Annotated in this window: 15 protein-coding genes; 13 read left to right on the forward strand and 2 right to left on the reverse strand. The window is 47.9% G+C overall.

The genetic code is table 11. The annotated features are described in order from the left end of the window. Positions 1 to 51: 51 nt before the first annotated feature. The gene (locus tag NC996_RS16670; protein WP_190683799.1) at positions 52 to 2,193 is read right to left on the reverse strand and encodes an EAL domain-containing protein; all 2,142 of its coding nucleotides are present in this window, start codon (positions 2,191 to 2,193) and stop codon (positions 52 to 54) included. 148 nt (positions 2,194 to 2,341) lie between these two features. Next, complete coding sequence (locus NC996_RS16675; RefSeq protein ID WP_190683800.1) at positions 2,342 to 4,855, reverse strand: PAS domain S-box protein; 2,514 nt, start codon at positions 4,853 to 4,855, stop codon at positions 2,342 to 2,344. A gap of 904 nt (positions 4,856 to 5,759) precedes the next feature. Between NC996_RS16675 and NC996_RS16680 the strand changes: the two genes are divergently transcribed. The 13 genes from NC996_RS16680 to NC996_RS16740 all read left to right on the forward strand — a co-directional run bounded on the left by NC996_RS16680 (position 5,760) and on the right by NC996_RS16740 (position 16,503). Then, a complete protein-coding gene (locus tag NC996_RS16680) occupies positions 5,760 to 6,017 on the forward strand; it encodes a hypothetical protein (protein WP_190425293.1) in 258 nt (85 codons plus the stop codon). Positions 6,018 to 6,255: 238 nt separating this feature from the next. Continuing rightward, entirely contained in the window at positions 6,256 to 6,663 is a 408-nt protein-coding gene (locus tag NC996_RS16685; RefSeq protein ID WP_190413065.1) for a DUF2267 domain-containing protein, read from the forward strand. A gap of 95 nt (positions 6,664 to 6,758) precedes the next feature. Continuing rightward, on the forward strand, positions 6,759 to 7,859 hold the full coding sequence (locus NC996_RS16690) for a DJ-1/PfpI/YhbO family deglycase/protease (protein ID WP_190413066.1): 1,101 nt from the start codon (positions 6,759 to 6,761) through the stop codon (positions 7,857 to 7,859). Positions 7,860 to 7,956: 97 nt separating this feature from the next. Beyond that, complete coding sequence (locus NC996_RS16695) at positions 7,957 to 8,832, forward strand: SDR family oxidoreductase (RefSeq protein WP_190683846.1); 876 nt, start codon at positions 7,957 to 7,959, stop codon at positions 8,830 to 8,832. Between the two features lie 60 nt (positions 8,833 to 8,892). Beyond that, positions 8,893 to 9,597 (forward strand): SRPBCC family protein, encoded by a 705-nt coding sequence (locus NC996_RS16700; RefSeq protein WP_190413068.1) that lies wholly within the window; start codon positions 8,893 to 8,895, stop codon positions 9,595 to 9,597. Positions 9,598 to 9,686: 89 nt separating this feature from the next. Further along, positions 9,687 to 10,091: a hypothetical protein gene (locus NC996_RS16705; RefSeq protein ID WP_190683805.1), complete on the forward strand. Its 405-nt coding sequence runs from the start codon at positions 9,687 to 9,689 to the stop codon at positions 10,089 to 10,091. A gap of 129 nt (positions 10,092 to 10,220) precedes the next feature. Next, complete coding sequence (locus NC996_RS16710; RefSeq protein WP_190525871.1) at positions 10,221 to 11,390, forward strand: zinc-dependent alcohol dehydrogenase; 1,170 nt, start codon at positions 10,221 to 10,223, stop codon at positions 11,388 to 11,390. Between the two features lie 65 nt (positions 11,391 to 11,455). Then, positions 11,456 to 11,896, forward strand: a complete 441-nt coding sequence (locus NC996_RS16715; protein ID WP_190683808.1) for a hypothetical protein — start codon at positions 11,456 to 11,458, stop codon at positions 11,894 to 11,896. A gap of 248 nt (positions 11,897 to 12,144) precedes the next feature. Continuing rightward, positions 12,145 to 13,314 (forward strand): zinc-dependent alcohol dehydrogenase, encoded by a 1,170-nt coding sequence (locus NC996_RS16720; protein WP_190413072.1) that lies wholly within the window; start codon positions 12,145 to 12,147, stop codon positions 13,312 to 13,314. 9 nt (positions 13,315 to 13,323) lie between these two features. After that, a complete protein-coding gene (locus tag NC996_RS16725) occupies positions 13,324 to 13,506 on the forward strand; it encodes a hypothetical protein (protein ID WP_190413073.1) in 183 nt (60 codons plus the stop codon). Positions 13,507 to 13,745: 239 nt separating this feature from the next. Further along, positions 13,746 to 14,903: an L-dopachrome tautomerase-related protein gene (locus NC996_RS16730; protein WP_347276239.1), complete on the forward strand. Its 1,158-nt coding sequence runs from the start codon at positions 13,746 to 13,748 to the stop codon at positions 14,901 to 14,903. A gap of 40 nt (positions 14,904 to 14,943) precedes the next feature. Then, positions 14,944 to 15,285 (forward strand): cupin domain-containing protein, encoded by a 342-nt coding sequence (locus NC996_RS16735; RefSeq protein WP_190413074.1) that lies wholly within the window; start codon positions 14,944 to 14,946, stop codon positions 15,283 to 15,285. A gap of 342 nt (positions 15,286 to 15,627) precedes the next feature. After that, complete coding sequence (locus NC996_RS16740; RefSeq protein WP_190413075.1) at positions 15,628 to 16,503, forward strand: manganese catalase family protein; 876 nt, start codon at positions 15,628 to 15,630, stop codon at positions 16,501 to 16,503. The last annotated feature ends 36 nt before the right edge of the window (positions 16,504 to 16,539 follow it).

Consider the following 16,539-nt stretch of genomic DNA (forward strand, 5'->3'; position numbering starts at 1 on the left):
TATTCACCATAAACTAATCCGTTCTACCTGCAAAATTTGAAGAGAATTCGCTCAGATTGGGCTGAGGTTGTAGCACGACGATGCGGCGATTAATGTTTCAGCTGCCATGCTATCGACTGGTTTAGAAAACAAATATCCTTGTCCGGATTCGCATCCCATCGTCTGGAGTTGTTTCATCTGTTGAATCGTTTCGATGCCTTCGGCGGTGACATCCATTCCCAAATTATTAGCCAGCGTCACAATCGCTCGGACAATGGGTAAACTTTCGCCACCGATGCCCATGCGGCTAACAAAAGAACGGTCAATCTTCAAGGTATTAATCGGAAAATGATACAACCGGCTTAAAGAAGAATAGCCGGTGCCGAAGTCATCAATCGATAGCTCAACACCCAAAACTCTCAAATATTCCAGCATCGCGATCGCATCTTCATTGTCTGCGATCGCGCTTTCGGTAATCTCTAGCTTTAAACTGTAGGGATCGCACTCGGTTTTGTGCAAAATCTGGTCGATCTTTTCAATTAAATCGGGTTGCAAAAACTGTCTGCCCGACAAATTGACGCTCATTGTCAGTCCCCGGTGGTTTGGAAATGCCGAATGCCAGCGTTGCAACTGACTGCAAGCCTCGCGCAGCACCCACTCACCCATCGGCAAAATCAGTCCCGTTTCTTCCGCCACGGGGATAAACTCCGCTGGGGAAACTAAACCGCGTGTGGGATGCTGCCAGCGCACCAGCGCCTCGAAGCCAGAAATTTGACCGGTTGCCAGCGATACTATCGGCTGATAGTGCAGCCGTAACTCCTGGCGTTCCAGAACGTGTCGCAGATCCGTTTCCATCTGCAATCGGGCAACTGCTTGGTGGTGCATGGTCTTGTTAAACACCGCATACCGCGCCCTCCCTAGTGCCTTTGCTCGATACATAGCAATGTCGGCATCGCGCAGGATGTCTTCTGCCTGGTCATAGCCCAGCATACTCAAAGCAATGCCAATACTGACGGTGCTGAATACTTCTTGCCCCTCAATCTGCAATGGTTTTCGCAGTTGCCTTTGCAATCGATTGGCAATGCGGGTGACTTGGCTCAGGTCTGGTAAATCTGCTAGGACGATGGCAAACTCGTCTCCACTCAACCGTGCCACCGTATCTTCTGGGCGCACCGATGCCTGTAGAATTTTAGCGATCGCTACCAGCAATTGATCTCCCGCTAGGTGTCCCAGGCTATCGTTAATCACCTTAAATCGATCGACATCCAAAAACAGCACAGCAAATAAATAGTCCTGGCATTGATTCGCCCGTTCCAGGGTTTGCCGCAACCGATCCATAAAAAGCGCTCGGTTGGGCAAGCCTGTCAAAGCATCGTGATAGGCTGCATGGAATAATTGCGACTCTACTTGCTTGCGTTGAGTGATATCGCGTTGAATTGCTAGGTAATGAGTCGTCTCATCTTGTTCATTTTTGATCGGTTCGATGTGCCACTCGTTGTAAAACTCCGTGCCATCTTTGCGATAGTTAATCGCTTCGCCATAAAATACTTTCCCTTCGGACAGAGTTTGTCGCAGTCGGTCGAGGAGAGTCCGATCGGTTTTGGGTCCTTGCAAGATCCTCGGTGATTCACCGATGACTTCCTCTGGGGTGTAGCCGGTCATTCTCGTAAACGCGCGATTGACAAAGATGATTTCTGGACCGGGAAAAGTTAAGTGAGTCGAAGTAATCGCGATCGCATCTTCCGCAAATTCAACCGCCGCCGCCAGTTGCCGTAACCTTTCCTCTGTGCGCTGGCGTTCCGTAATGTCAATCGCCACACCCACTAGACCAACCACTTGACCTGTTTGATTTTGCAGCGGGGTGGTGCGGTTTTCGTACACCACATTGCCTATCTGGACAATCCAGGTTACTTCTTTTCCAGCTAAAACGTTGCGAATATTCGCTAAGATTTCAGGCCGGTCTTTGTAAAGGTCAAAGATCGACTGCCCGATTACCTCACCGGCTTTCAGTCCGAGAGCCTCCAGTCCCTTGCCCTCAGAAAGCGTAAAAATGCCATTGCTATCTAGGGCATACAAAATAATTGGTGCATTTCCAACACTGGCGCGTAGCAGCTGTTCATTACCTAATCCCAAGGAACTGAGGCAATGCTGTGGCGATATACCCATACTAGAACCGTCACCGTTCCTAGCAGTGTCGATCCTTTCGCATCGCATCGTCCTTATCCTGTGGGACTGGGAGATTGGTTTCAGCTCCATCGGCTCCATATTTTTCCGGCTAGGATTTCCTGATAATTCTTTATTATTTCTTAAGATTTCCCTCTTGGGATCGTCTGCCACTCATCAGCGTATACCTAACTACTGATTACGCAACCTGGGAGGGAGCCATCGGGAGTGGGGTTGCAGAGGCGGTAGACTGCTGAAGCGGAATTTCTAGAACAAACTCTGTCCCTTGTCCGGGCGTTGACAGACACTTTAGCTGACCTCCGTGACGCTCCACCACCACTTGGTAGCTAATGGACAGCCCCAGCCCAGTCCCTTCTCCTACAGGTTTAGTCGTAAAAAAGGGGTCAAAGATTCGTTTTTGGACTGCTTCTGGAATGCCGCAACCATTATCTGCAATCCGGATAATTACTTGATTTTGGTTGTTCGCTGTTGTGCAAATCCGAATTGTCGGTAAAGGGGAATTGGCGATCGGGAATTGGCGATCGCTACTTTCTTCTCCATGATTCATCATCCATGAAGCCTGAACGTTTTCCCGTTCCAGAGCATCAATGGCGTTGCTCAGCAGATTCATAAAAACCTGATTTATCTGCCCTGCGTAGCATTCCACCTGGGGTAGGTTGCCGTATTCTTTGATAATCAGAATACCTGGTTTTCCTCCCTGTGGCTTCAATCGATGCTGCAAGATCAACAGGGTGCTGTCGATGCCTTCATGCAAATCCACCGGCTTTTTCTGGCTCTCATCATGGCGGGAGAAATTCCGCAAGCTCAGGACAATCTGGCGGATGCGTTCCGCCCCCATTTGCATAGAATCCAATAGCCTTGGGAAATCTTCGACTAGAAACTCCCAATCCATTGCCTCAGCTTCTGTTTGAATTTCCGCTGCTGGCTGAGGATAGTGCTGCTGGTAGAGGTTTAACAAATGCAGCAAATCTTGGGCATACTGCAAAGCCGGGGTCAAATTCCCATAAATGAAAGAGACGGGGTTATTAATTTCATGGGCGACACCCGCTACTAACTGCCCCAAACTGGACATTTTTTCGCTTTGGATCAACTGGGTTTGGGTTTTCCGCAGCCGATGCAGCGCTTGTTTAAGTTTGGTCGTTTTTTTCCTCAATTGTGCTTCTGATTTTTGTAATGCTTCCTCAGCTTGCTTGCGTTCGACTAGTTCGGCTTCCAGTTGCTCGAATAGCGTCGATTGCTGAATGGCGATCGCTAGTTGCACGCTAAGCTGTTTGAGCAATTCTACTTCCGATGCCTGCCATTGCCGGGTTTCGGTGCAGTTTTGGGCAACAAGCAGCCCCCATAATTGAGGGTTGGAAGAGGACTGAGGACTGAGGACTGAGGACTGAGGAGTGGATGGGGGAGGAGGGCTGGTTGAGGTATGAGGGTTGAGGAAGAGTCCTTTCACCTCCGTCTTGTTTTGGACAATCGGGACGACCAGATTGGCTTTTACCTGAAACTTCACTAGCCAATCAATCTGGCACTGGCTGAGATTCCCCGTGTCGATATTCTCAATCGCTTGAACCTCGCCTTGTTGGTAAAGAGGCAGGTGATTTTCCCCAAAACATCTGCTGTGGATCTGAGTTCCTAAACTCTTAGTCCAACCCGTGCCGACCGATTCTACAACCCCAACTCCACGCCCATCTGAATCGAAGCGGTAGATCGTTACCCGGTCGGTGTTGAGAAATTGCCGGACTTGCGATACAGCCGTTTTCAGGACTTCTTCCAGGTTCAGAGACTGGCGGATGCGCTGATTCATGTTTCTGAGCAGCCGTTCTCCAGTCGCTTGCTTCCACAAGGCTGTTTCTACCTGTTTGCGACCTGTAATATCCATCACCGTCCCAGTAACCCGTGCCGGTGTATTGGTTGGGTCGCAAAACAGGGTACCCGTAACGGCAACCCACCGAACTGCACCATCCGGGCAAAGGAGACGATGTTCGAGGCTAAAGAGACGACCTGCCAAGTTTTCTGTTCTGGATGCCTGTACAATCTGCGCGATCGCTTCCGTCACGCGATCGCAGTCCTCCAGATGAATACACTTTAAATAAGCTTCATAAGTGCTACCAAAGGAACCAGGTGGGAAACCTAATAAAGATTCCGCATTTGCCGACCAGGTTAGCTGACCCGTCTGCCTCTCCCACTCCCAAACTCCCATACTGGCAGCATTCAGAGCAAGCCCCAGCCTGGTTTCGCTTTGTTGTAACGCCGCTTGTGACTGTTGTTCAGCGAGCTGGCGCTCGGTAATATCTGTATGAAAAACCAGAAACTGAGTCAGTTCACCAGTGGCGTCCCAGACAGGAGCAACAATTAGCTCATTCCAAAAAGGCGTGCCATCTTTGCGATAATTCTTTAACACTACCTGGCACTCTTGCCCTAACTGCAAGGCTTGGTGAATTTGCTCAATCGCATCCTGGTCAGTATCGATTCCTTGCAAAAAAAAGCAGTTGCGTCCGATGACTTCTGCTGAAGCATAGCCCGTTATCTTCTCAAAAGCCGGATTGCAATAGGCTATAGAAGGATTGGGGGTACGAGCATCCACAATCACAAGACCCACAGGCATGGTTGCGAGGATGCGATCGCATAACCCTCCCGCTTCCCCGTGCCGCTCGATAGTGTGAAACTTCTTGCCTACCTTGCCTTGCTGGCTTGCCATTGCAGTTGCAGCTCTCAGAAGTAATTAGTAGCGAATATTAAGCCTCGGTTTCTTACCGTACACGAATCTTAACTTCTCTCTAATATACCTAATGACGTATTTCTCCGGTGTGATGCAATATACAAACTTCAGTGCTATTTAGTCTGAGTTTCTACCTGAGGTGGTCGGAACAGATTAATCTCTACGCGCCAGATAATCTTTAAAAAACATTGGTCTAATTTCTAACGACGACCGTGGCGCTGTTCTAAAATCTTCTGTTTTACAATCTTCTGTTAAGTCCCGCTCCAGATGACAGCGATTCCAGCCACGGCTTTATCACTGACTGAATCTACACTTTAAGCGGCATCCACATTGCCCCCAGTCAGTACCGGGTTAAGTCAGTACTGGGTTAGTTGGGTGATTTATTATGCCCGATCTCATTCCGCATTCGGCAATTGTCGCCGACATTGAATGCAGGTTCTAGGTGGACACTAATGCCTGAAAATACGGTAATTTCCTACGGTAAATCTTTGTTCGCAGTCTCTTGAGCTTGTGTATCGGGTTGCTCGGTCATAGGACTGTGCCTGATTCATACTGCCTTCTCGGCGAAAGACCCAACTGATAAATTTATCTAAATTCTCAAACTCAAATAAGAATCTCAAATAAGAATAAAGGGGTGCGCTCATTTAAGCAAATAACGACTCGCTATTCGCAATTTAAAATTGTCCGCACCCCGCAAAAATTACGGTGATTAAATTTCAGCATAGCGATTTACTGGTAAGTAAACCTATGACTTTGGAGCGAATTCAAAACAAATAGATATATCACCTAGGAGCGAAGCAGACCGTTAGAGGGAATACATAGGCTTAAAGTCAAGACTTAGACTCTAGCGCTGAGTTGTTAGGGAAAGCAAAAGGAGGGGAAAATGACGCATCACGGCAATCATGACGATGAGATCATCACGGGAACCGCAGACGAACACTACAACCTGATCAGCGTGCTATACCATGCCCTAGAGGGTGCCAGTACCTACGAAATTTATATTCAGGATGCTGAGGAAGCTGGAGATGATGAACTCGTAGAGTTCTTCCAGCAACTAGAAGAAGAAGAATCTCAACGCGCCGAACGGGCGAAAGAATTGCTTGCCAAGCGGATTGCTCCGCAGGGGGCAGTTGCTAGATAGCGATCGCAAAAACTAGCTCAGGTTTATTTCCCCCTTTAAATTCTTGAGAGAATTCGTGGTTGAAGCAGCCACGAATTCCCTAGTTTGCATGAGTAAAAAGCGTGCAAATTAAAATAGCATGCAATTACGGCGCGAACTTCATGGAGTAAGGAGCGTACTTTTTTTAGAAAGATTCAACGCTTTGGCAAGTCATTAAGAGAGCGAAGCGTGAAAGTTGGAAAGATTTAAGAGGTCAATAGTGAAATACGAGCAGTTCATTAAACAGGTTCAAAGCGTTGCCCAACTGAGCCACCGTCAGGAAGCAGAACGTGCCACTCGTGCCACGCTGGAAACACTGAAAGAACGCATCGTTGGAGACGAGGCAAAAGACCTAGCTTCACAACTGCCAGCAGAACTACAAGAGTGTCTGCGTGGGCGAGAGGGCGAAAACGGTCAATTTTTCTCGCTGCAAGAGTTTTACCAGCGCGTCAGCGAAAAAGAGGGAACCGATCCTAGCGATGCTGCAACTCATGTTCGAGCGGTGTTCGCAGTGCTGCAAAAAGCCGTAACGCCTGGTGAGTTTGCAGATGTCCGCGCTAATTTTTCAGAAGATGACGCAGAGCTATTTCTTACCGGAACCTCATTGAGTGAAGTTCCCAGTTCGTAAGAATTTTAAAGGTAAAACTCCAAAGGAGTTTTACTTTTTCTCGCGATCGCTCAAAATTTTTTTCCTTGCAAAATTTTCATAAAAAAGGAGATTCCATGACACAGCAAAATAATAACGGCAGCAAGAAGCGAGTTGCCATCTTAATCGAAAATGGGGTTGAAGATTCTGAATTTCAAGTCCCTTATAAAGCCTTGCAAATGGCGGGAATGGAGGTCGTTGTCCTCGGTTCTCGGATGAACGAGAATTATGTCGGTAAACAAGGCAAATTGTCCCAGAAACCGGATGGCACCACGACAGAAGCCGTGGCTCTCGATTTCGATGCAGTCATTATCCCCGGCGGCATCGCTCCGGATATGATGCGGACGAACCCCAACACCGTCAACTTTGTAAAAGACGCATTCGAGCATGGGAAATTGGTGGCTGCCGTTTGCCACGGACCACAAGTTCTGATTGAAGCTGATTTGCTTAGAGGTAAGCAAGCGACGGGCTTCTTCTCTATCCGCACAGACATTATCAATGCCGGTGCCCATTATGTGGATGAGCCGGTCGTGGTTGACGGCAACCTGATCACCTCGCGTCAACCGGGTGATTTGGCAATTTTTACCACTGCAATTCTCAGCCGTCTCGGTTACGGTGGCAAAGAAGCTGCATTACCCCATGAAAGCGATATCACCGCTGAATGGTGGAAACTGGCTGATTCTTGGGGCGGTTCCACCAAGGGCGATATTGCCAAAGGTTTGAATACGGCGCTGGCTGGCGAACGTTATTCGCAAGAAGCGTTTGGGCAGTATGCCGAGAAAAGCACAGATGCAGAATTGACCTCGATGCTGCAAGACATGATCAAAAATAAGCAGCATCACATTCAAATGCTGGAAGAACGGCTGAATGCTCTGGGAGAAAGCCCCTCGATTCCGGCACAAGCTGCTGACAAATATGCCAAGTTCAAAGCTTCTCTGCAAGGCAGTGACGACACCGATCTTTTGCGTCGCAGCATGGGCGACTTGCAAACCGGCGTTGTCGATATTAACAACTTGCGGATGAAATTTACCGATCCGATTACTACCGCCATTCTCACCGAGATTGAAGTGGATTTGTCGAAGTACGAACAGTGTTTGGCGGCACTCTATAAATCTCGGATGGCAGGTCAGGAAGTGAAGCCTGCGAAGCCGACGACTGGTGTTTCCGTCAAGATGTAAGTTTTGAGTGCCAAGTAAGGTGGGCATTGCTCACCTTATTTAATTGCTAATCGCTTCAACACTCAAAACGTTTCTTCAGGAGATGTCCGGAATGAGCATGAGTAGAAAACTGGAAGGCAAAGTTGCCATTATCACGGGTGCAGGGACTGGAATCGGCGAAGCGATCGCGCACAAATTCGCCAAAGAAGGTGCCAAAGTCGTTGTCAATGGACTCCCTAGCGATCCGCTGGATGAAGTTGCACAAGCAATTCAGCACTATGGTGCAGAAGCGATCGCTTACGCGGGGGATATCTCGGAAGAATCCCACGCGAAAGCTTGTGTTCAAGCCGCTATTGACTATTACGGGCGTCTGGACATTTTGGTGAATAATGCGGGTGTCTTTTTAGTAACGGCGGAGACTCAAGACTACCCCATTGATGTTTTTGACCAGACGATCCGGATGAACATCCGTTCCGCCTTCCTGATGACCAAGTACGCTCTACCGCACCTCCAAAAAACACGCGGAAACATTGTCTCTGCCGGGTCTGAGGCTGGTTTTAACGGACTGGCGCGAAACACCCCCTACGGGGGTACTAAAGGCTGGATGCATTCCTTTATGAAAGGGGTGGCGGTTGAGCAAGCTCAATACGGTGTTCGCGCTAACTGTGTCTGTCCCGGTGCCATTGATACCGCTTGGACGCACAAAGAAACCGGGCCGATGGATGCTCAGATGGAGAAAATGCTGATTAATGCAACTCCAATGGCTCGACGCGGCACGCCAGAGGAAATGGCAAACGTCTATGCCTTTATTGCTTCGGATGAAGCGAGTTACGTCACGGGGGCATTGTGGCTGGCAGATGGTGGCATCACAGTGGCGAAAGGAGCCATCGGCGAGCAGACGCCAGAATCGTTGCGTGCTGAACCGCAAGGAGAACTGCGTCTAGATCATGCCACAGAAGGGCTAGAACACAAACAAGTCCAAACGATTAGTTAAGCGCCTAAGAAATTAATATTACTCAGCAAATCATCAATTACCGTTTGAGGAAAATAGAACATGACATCCAAAGATATCGTCCCCAGCGGTCAGAATGAACCCAGCAATGTCGGCGATAAGGAGCGTTGGGGATCGTTACTCGGCGGCGGCGCACTTGTACTGATGGGTTTAAAGCAACGATCTCTTCGGGGAGCGTTAATGGCGATCGCGGGTGGTGGTCTAATTTATCACAGTGCGACCGCAGAAAAAGGTATCCAAGACACCATACAGGAAAAAGCAGGGATGAACCAAAGCATCAAAGTTGAAAAGACCGTCACGATCAATAAACCAGCAGATGAACTTTATCGCTTTTGGCATAATTTTGAAAACTTGCCTAATTTCATGAAGCATCTGAAATCGGTAACGGTCGTCAACGAGCGGCGATCGCACTGGGTTGCCAATGCGCCAATGGGTGCAAGTGTGGAATGGGATGCAGATATTATCAACGAGAAAGAAAACGAGTTAATCGCTTGGGCTTCGACGGAAGGAGCAGACGTTGAGAATGCAGGGTTTGTGCGCTTTTCACCTGCGCCTGCGAATCGGGGTACGGAAGTAAAAGTCGTCATTGAATATAACCCGCCGGGTGGTGCTGTCGGTGCTGCGATCGCTAAACTTTTTGGCGAAGAACCAGAACAACAAGTTGGCGATGATTTACGCCGTTTCAAAATGATTATGGAAGCGGGTGAAATTGCGACAACAGAAGGTCAACCTTCTGGAAGAAGTTAAGAATTTTATTTCGTGGGATTCTTAGTTAAGAAGAGAGAAAACTGAAGAATAGGTTTTCCTCAAACCAAAAATGAACAACGGAGGTTGAAATGAATCAAGGAATTAATCGTTTGCAAAAAATTTGTTTGCGTTTGGCTAGTGTCGTTCTAGCAGCGATCGCATTTTTAGTAATTCCGACTTTTACCTACAGCACATCGTTCCAAGCACAAGCTCAAACCCTGGTTGCTGACAACTTAGATTTTAATAAAACCAGCAACGCTCAGATCAAAAAAGCGATTGACATGGCTGAAGACCATGTTGGGGACAGAGATGGAATCGGCAATACTGGCTTGAAGAACCTCAAAAAGCTGGGAGAAAATATTCCCGAAACTGCCGATGTGATTGTCCGCCAAAGATTTGATAACGATCAACCTGGTGACGTGGGCGACCCAAGTATTGTTCAAGACAAAAATGAGCAGGGAGTCGCCAAGACTAAGAATCGGGCACCTAGATAATTCGGCTTTTCGCTCAATTCGGGTTGAGAAGTTAAGCGACTGACTGCATTACCTGAGACAGGGATGTGAGAAACCCCGTCCTGCGGATACACAAGGGCGGGGTAATTAATAAAAGGATAAACAACATCAATGAAAGCAGTATGTTGGTACGGTGCCACCGATGTGCGGGTTGAAACCGTACCCGATCCCAAAATTCTCAATCCGCGCGACGCCATTCTCAAAATTACTTCGACGGCAATTTGTGGCTCCGATTTGCACATTTATGACGGCTACATTCCGACGATGCAACCGGGTGACATTATCGGTCACGAATTCATGGGAGAAATCGTCGAAGTTGGTAGCAAAGTAACCAATTTAAAACCAGGCGATCGCGTTGTCGTTCCTTCCACTATCGGATGCGGTCACTGTCACTATTGCAACCATGATATGTGGTCGCTGTGCGACAACTCCAACCCGAACGCTTGGATGGAAGAAAAGCTCTTCGGTAACGTCACTTCGGCAATTTACGGTTACTCTCACTTATTCGGCGGCTATGCAGGCGCGCAAGCCGAATATATCCGCGTTCCCTTCGCGGATGTGGGTGTCGTCAAGGTTCCCGCAGAAATTCCCGACGAGAAATTATTGTTTATCTCCGATGCCATTCCCACCGGATTTATGGGCGCGGAGTTATGCGATATTCAGCCAGGAGATACTGTTGCCGTCTGGGGTTGCGGCGCTGTCGGACAGTTCGCCATGATTAGCGCCTATATGCTGGGTGCCGAGAGAGTGATCGGTATCGACCGTTTTCCCGAACGTCTCCAAATGGCGAGGGAACACGCAAAAGCGGAAACGATTAACTACGAAGAAGTTGATGCTGGCGAAGCGCTGAAAGAAATGACTGGCGGACGGGGTCCCGACTGCTGCATTGACGCGGTGGGATTAGAAGCGCACGGCATGGGGGTTGAAGGAGTTTACGACAAAGCGAAGCAAGCAGTCCGGCTGGAAACAGACCGTCCCCACGTCCTGCGGCAAATGATGGTCGCTTGTCGTAAAGGCGGCACGCTCTCAATCATGGGTGTTTACGGTGGCTTTGTGGATAAACTGCCCTTTGGTGCTGCTTTCAACAAAGGCTTGACCTTCAGGATGGGGCAAATGCACGGGCAAAAGTATATGCAGATGTTGCTGGACAAAGTTTTGAAGGGCGAACTCGATCCATCCTTCGTTGTCACCCATCAGTTACCCCTAGCAGAAGCCAAGAATGGCTACGAAATGTTTAAGCACAAAGAAGATAAGTGTATCAAGGTTGTGCTGAAACCTTGAAGTTAGTAATTGGGAAGAAAGATTAACCGATTACGAATCATCAAATAATAAACTGGAGTGTTTTCATGAATCAAGTAATTTCTTTTCTACAAAGTATTCGTCTGCGCCAGATTGCTACTGCGTTTCTGGTAAGTGCTGCATTTTTGGTGATGCAAGCTTTTGGTTCCGGGACTCCTCTACAAGCCCTTGCGAATAACACGACATTGACACCAGAAACCAACGCTTACCAAGTGCCAGGGTCTAATGGTTCGATCAATGCTAGGACTGAAACGCTAAAAGACCAGACTGAAGATACAGGCAGTAGTTTGTTGGATAAAATTGGAGATGCTGCTGAAAATGTCAAGGAAAAGCTGAATCTTGACGAGCCGACGCCTCCAAGTACCAAAAAGTTTTTCAATCAGATTCAAGATAAAGCTGATGATGTAGTTGGTAAGACAGTTCAAGGGACGCAGGAAGGTTTCAACGACGCGGCGAATAACCTGAGCAGCCCATCTTACTCAAAATAATCTGTAATCCAGCGTGCAAATTGTCCCCCCTTAACGAGGGGGGATAGTGGAACAACGGATAATTATTTGCTTGACATTTCGCTCCTCCTAACCTCCTTAACCAGGAGAACTCGCAAAGACAAAGATTTCCCTAGAGTGTATGTGTAGTTATTAGTCATCAATAAATTGTTCTTAGTAATTGATAATGACTAATAATGAATCGGAAATAACCCATAAATAATGACGAATGACTTAAGGAGAAAAATTTAATGAAAGCTGTTTGTTGGCATGGAAACAACGATGTGCGGGTAGATAATGTACCCGATCCAAAAATTCTTAACCCGCGCGATGCCATCGTCAAAATTACGTCAACAGCAATTTGCGGCTCCGATTTGCATATTTACGATGGTTTCATCCCGACAATGCAAGCGGGCGATATCCTCGGTCATGAATTTATGGGGGAAGTGGTTGAACTTGGCAGCGCCGTCAAGAATGTGAAAATAGGCGATCGCGTCGTTGTCCCTTTCACTATCGCCTGCGGTAACTGCCTATTCTGCAACCGCGATTTGTGGTCGCTGTGCGATAACTCCAACCCGAACGGCTGGATGGCTGAACAGATGTACGGTCATTCGCCATCAGGACTTTTCGGCTACTCCCACTTGTTCGGCGGCTATGCTGGAGGTCAAGCGGAGTATGCGCGGGTGCCTTTTGCCGATGTCGGTTTGTTCAAAATTCCCGATGGATTGACAGACGATCAGGTACTGTTCCTAACGGATATTTTCCCGACCGGCTACATGGCAGCGGAAAATTGCAACATTAAACCGGGCGATATTGTAGCTGTCTGGGGCTGTGGGCCAGTCGGACAGTTCGCAATCAAAAGTGCCTTCATGCTAGGTGCCCATCGCGTTATCGCTATCGACCGCATTCCCGAACGCTTACAAATGGCTAAAGAACAATGCGGGGCAGAAATTCTCAACTATGAAGAACTCGATGTCGGCGAAGCACTCAAAGAGATGACTGGCGGACGCGGGCCAGATTCTTGTCTGGATGCCGTCGGCATGGAAGCACACGGTACCGGGCCGGATGCTTTTTACGATAAAGTCAAGCAAGCCGTGCGAATGGAAACCGATCGCCCCACCGCCCTGAGGCAAGTCATTGTCGCTTGTAGCAAGGGTGGTCATGTATCGCTAGCGGGTGTTTACGGTGGATTCCTCGACAAGATTCCAATGGGCGCTGCTTTCAACAAAGGCTTGACGTTCAAGATGGGACAAACACACGTCCATAGATACTTGAAACCGTTGTTGGAACATATCCAAAATGGCGATATCGATCCCTCTTTCGTCATCACACACCGCTTGCCTTTAGAAGAGGCGAAACACGGTTACGAAATTTTCAAAAATAAAAAAGACAACTGCATCAAAGTTGTACTAAAACCATAAGGTCAAACTATGGAACTTGACCGCTCTGATCGGGGTGAAAACACCGTCAAGATTAATAATTTGCTTGCAGAAGTTTATCACTTGGTTGAAAAACTTGAACAAGAGGCAGAAGAAAATCGCCAGCGTTTCCAACAAGAGTTAGAAGCTGGCGAGATTCTTACTGCTGAAAGTCAATCTTTTGGACAGAAATAGGTGTTTTGTTAGTTCTGTGGTCGAGATGTCAATGGGTTGCGTCTCGTCAGTGAATTGAAACCATGAATGCCATCTAATATAAGAGGGGGTATCAGCAGTCTGCTAGGACGTCACGGCTGGACGTTGGCGTTGCAGGAGTGTTGACGAAGCATTCAGTCAGTAGTGCTGACACCGTGAAGTATCTGGAGAGAGACGTGGGAAAACTGGGTTGGCGATCGCTTCCAATTCTTTTAAGCCTTGTGGTGACAATTCCCTTTGCATCATCCGGTCGGGCGCTATCCGCACAAGAACCCACACAGAAACTTGCTGAGAAACCTGCTGAGAAAACGATTGGCAACATTGAATCAGTTGCCTCCTTTAATGGGCCGATGCTTACTGGCGTCACCGTGTCTCAGGACGGTCGAATTTTCGTGAATTTCCCTCGCTGGGGAGACAATGTAGAATTTACCGTTGCTGAGTTAAAAAACGGGACGGCGGTGGCTTATCCCAATGCCGAAATTAACCGCCCAAATCCTAGCAACCAAGCTGAATCGTTGATTTCGGTTCAAAGTGTCGTCGTCGATCCGCAAAACCGCCTGTGGATTTTAGATACCGGGAGTCCCCAATTTTCCCCCACTTCCTACGGGGGGCCAAAATTAATTGGGATTGACCTAAAGCAAAATCGGATTATCAAAACAATTCTATTTCCCCAGGATGTAGCGCTGCCAACGACTTACTTAAACGATGTCAGATTTGACTTGCGGCGCGGCAAAGCTGGAATGGCATTCATCACCGATTCTTCTAGTTCTGGGCCAAATGCAATTATTGTTGTAGACCTGGCTTCTGGCAAAAGCTGGCGACGGCTGAACAATCACCCCTCCACCAAAGCCGAACCAAATTTTTTGCCTAGCGTCGAAGGACAACCGTTGATGATGCGATCGCCTAATCAACCACCCAGCTATATCAAAGTAGGTGCAGACGGGATTGCGATTAGTGCTAATGGCGATCGCTTATTTTACTGCCCTCTGGCAGGTCGCCGTTTATACAGTGTCAGCGTTGATGCTTTAGCAAACGAGCAATTAACAGAGTCGCAAGTAGCAGCAACCGTGGTGGATCTCGGCGATAAAAGTGGTGCTTCAGATGGACTGGAATCAGATGCTGAAAACCGCGTTTACCTGACGAACTACGAACACAATTCCATTCTTCGCCGCCTACCGGATGGAATGTATGAAACGCTCGTTCACGATCCTCGCGTTTTGTGGCCCGATACGCTTTCTGTAGCATCAGACGGCTATCTCTATTTCACTGCCAATCAACTGCATCGCCAACCAAATTTTCATGGCGGCAGAGATTTAAGAGAAAAGCCCTACAGTCTATTCCGAGTCCGCATTGATGGGAATCCGATCTTGCTCCGCTAAGAGCATTTAAACAACATATCTCAACAAGGAAGCAGCAAATATGACAGATACAACTGTGATGAAAGTAGATTCTACCAATTCCCCCAAAGGGGAAATGGGTCAAAAGTATCTCGCATCAGGCAAAACCATCTCGATGCGCCTTTGGGAAAACGAGCAACCCAACGAACCAAAGGAACCAACTGCGCGAGAATATGAGACGGTTGGTTATGTCATCAACGGTCGCGCTGAATTGCACCTGGAAGGTCAAAGTATTTTGTTAGAACCCGGTAATTCTTGGACTGTACCAAAAGGTGCATCCCACACCTATAAAATTCTGGAGCCTTTCACGGCAGTTGAGGCAACTTCTCCACCCGCCCAAGTTCACGGGCGCGACGAAGCTTAATCCGACATGAATTAAGCAAAAATACTTAAATACTGCTAATAAAAAAACCGTCTTTTTGATGAAGACGGTTTTTTTATTAACACAAACTTTTAAGAATGAACTTGATACAAAATAATTGGTAATTCGTCATTAAATAGGCACATAAATCAAGAATAAATTTACCAAAATAAACTTAAAACTGTCCTTCTACAGGAAGAGGCAAGACCTTGATTTAAATAGTTTCCTATAGGAGTAGAGAGCATAAGTTTTGCAATTGAAATTTCGATATTTAGCAAATTGCTAAATATCAATTTGCACCATTTTTCTGTTGTTCTGATAGTAAAAAGAATTCGGAGTTTTTGAATGTTTTACCATAAAAAGCAACTTCAGTATTTCACTCCGCCACAAAACCCCGATCCGGTCTACGCCATGAAGATTCAGGAACTCATCGGCGGCACTTTTGGCGAGATGACCGTGATGATGCAGTACCTATTTCAGGGATGGAACTGTCGAGGGCCTGCTAAGTACCGCGATATGCTACTGGACATTGGTACCGAAGAAATCGGTCACGTTGAGATGCTTGCCACGATGATCGCCCATCTGCTGGACAAAGCGCCTCTAAAAGTCCAAGAGGAAGGTGCCGCAGATCGGCTAGTCGGCGCGGTTATGGGCGGTTCTAACGTGCGGAATGAGATTATGGCAGCAGCGATGAACCCGCAGCACGCCATTGTCTCCGGCTTGGGTGCGACGCCCTCTGACAGCGTTGGCTACCCTTGGAACGGTCGCTTTATCGTCGCCAGCGGTAATTTGTTAGCAGATTTCCGCTCTAATCTCCACGCCGAGTCGCAAGGTCGCTTGCAGGCGGTGCGAATGTATGAAATGTCAGACGACCCAGGCGTGAAAGATACCTTGAGTTTCATGATCGCCCGCGACACCATGCACCAAAACCAGTGGTTGGCAGCGATTGAGGATATCGTAGACTCCGGACTGGACGACACTCCGGTTCCGAGTTCCTTCCCGCTGGAATTGGAGAAGCGGGAGTATGCCTATCAGTTCTGGAATCACTCTGACGGTACTGAAAGTGCTGAAGGACGTTGGGCAAAGGGCAAATCAATGGACGGCAAAGGCGAGTTTGAGTATGTAGAGAATCCACAACCGTTAGGGCCAGAACCGACACCTCCGCCGGCTGAACCAAAGTTGCACGGTACCCCAGGTTTTGAAAAGGCACGACACACCTAATAAATAACTGCTGAGAATTAGTTCGCCTGCGTGTTG

The organism is Trichocoleus sp. ST-U2, from assembly GCF_039961875.1.
Classification (GTDB): Bacteria; Cyanobacteriota; Cyanobacteriia; order Cyanobacteriales; family FACHB-T130; genus FACHB-T130.

Excerpts from the sequence above, each read along its gene's own strand:
- NC996_RS16700 (WP_190413068.1), top strand. The coding sequence starts at position 8,893 with ATGACATCCAAAGATATCGTCCCCAGCGGTCAGAATGAACCCAGCAAT.
- NC996_RS16715 (WP_190683808.1), top strand. The coding sequence starts at position 11,456 with ATGAATCAAGTAATTTCTTTTCTACAAAGTATTCGTCTGCGCCAGATT.
- NC996_RS16710 (WP_190525871.1), top strand. The coding sequence starts at position 10,221 with ATGAAAGCAGTATGTTGGTACGGTGCCACCGATGTGCGGGTTGAAACC.
- NC996_RS16675 (WP_190683800.1), bottom strand. The coding sequence starts at position 4,855 with ATGGCAAGCCAGCAAGGCAAGGTAGGCAAGAAGTTTCACACTATCGAG.
- NC996_RS16735 (WP_190413074.1), top strand. The coding sequence starts at position 14,944 with ATGACAGATACAACTGTGATGAAAGTAGATTCTACCAATTCCCCCAAA.
- NC996_RS16705 (WP_190683805.1), top strand. The coding sequence starts at position 9,687 with ATGAATCAAGGAATTAATCGTTTGCAAAAAATTTGTTTGCGTTTGGCT.
- NC996_RS16690 (WP_190413066.1), top strand. The coding sequence starts at position 6,759 with ATGACACAGCAAAATAATAACGGCAGCAAGAAGCGAGTTGCCATCTTA.
- NC996_RS16680 (WP_190425293.1), top strand. The coding sequence starts at position 5,760 with ATGACGCATCACGGCAATCATGACGATGAGATCATCACGGGAACCGCA.
- NC996_RS16720 (WP_190413072.1), top strand. The coding sequence starts at position 12,145 with ATGAAAGCTGTTTGTTGGCATGGAAACAACGATGTGCGGGTAGATAAT.
- NC996_RS16670 (WP_190683799.1), bottom strand. The coding sequence starts at position 2,193 with ATGCGATGCGAAAGGATCGACACTGCTAGGAACGGTGACGGTTCTAGT.
- NC996_RS16725 (WP_190413073.1), top strand. The coding sequence starts at position 13,324 with ATGGAACTTGACCGCTCTGATCGGGGTGAAAACACCGTCAAGATTAAT.
- NC996_RS16695 (WP_190683846.1), top strand. The coding sequence starts at position 7,957 with ATGAGTAGAAAACTGGAAGGCAAAGTTGCCATTATCACGGGTGCAGGG.
- NC996_RS16740 (WP_190413075.1), top strand. The coding sequence starts at position 15,628 with ATGTTTTACCATAAAAAGCAACTTCAGTATTTCACTCCGCCACAAAAC.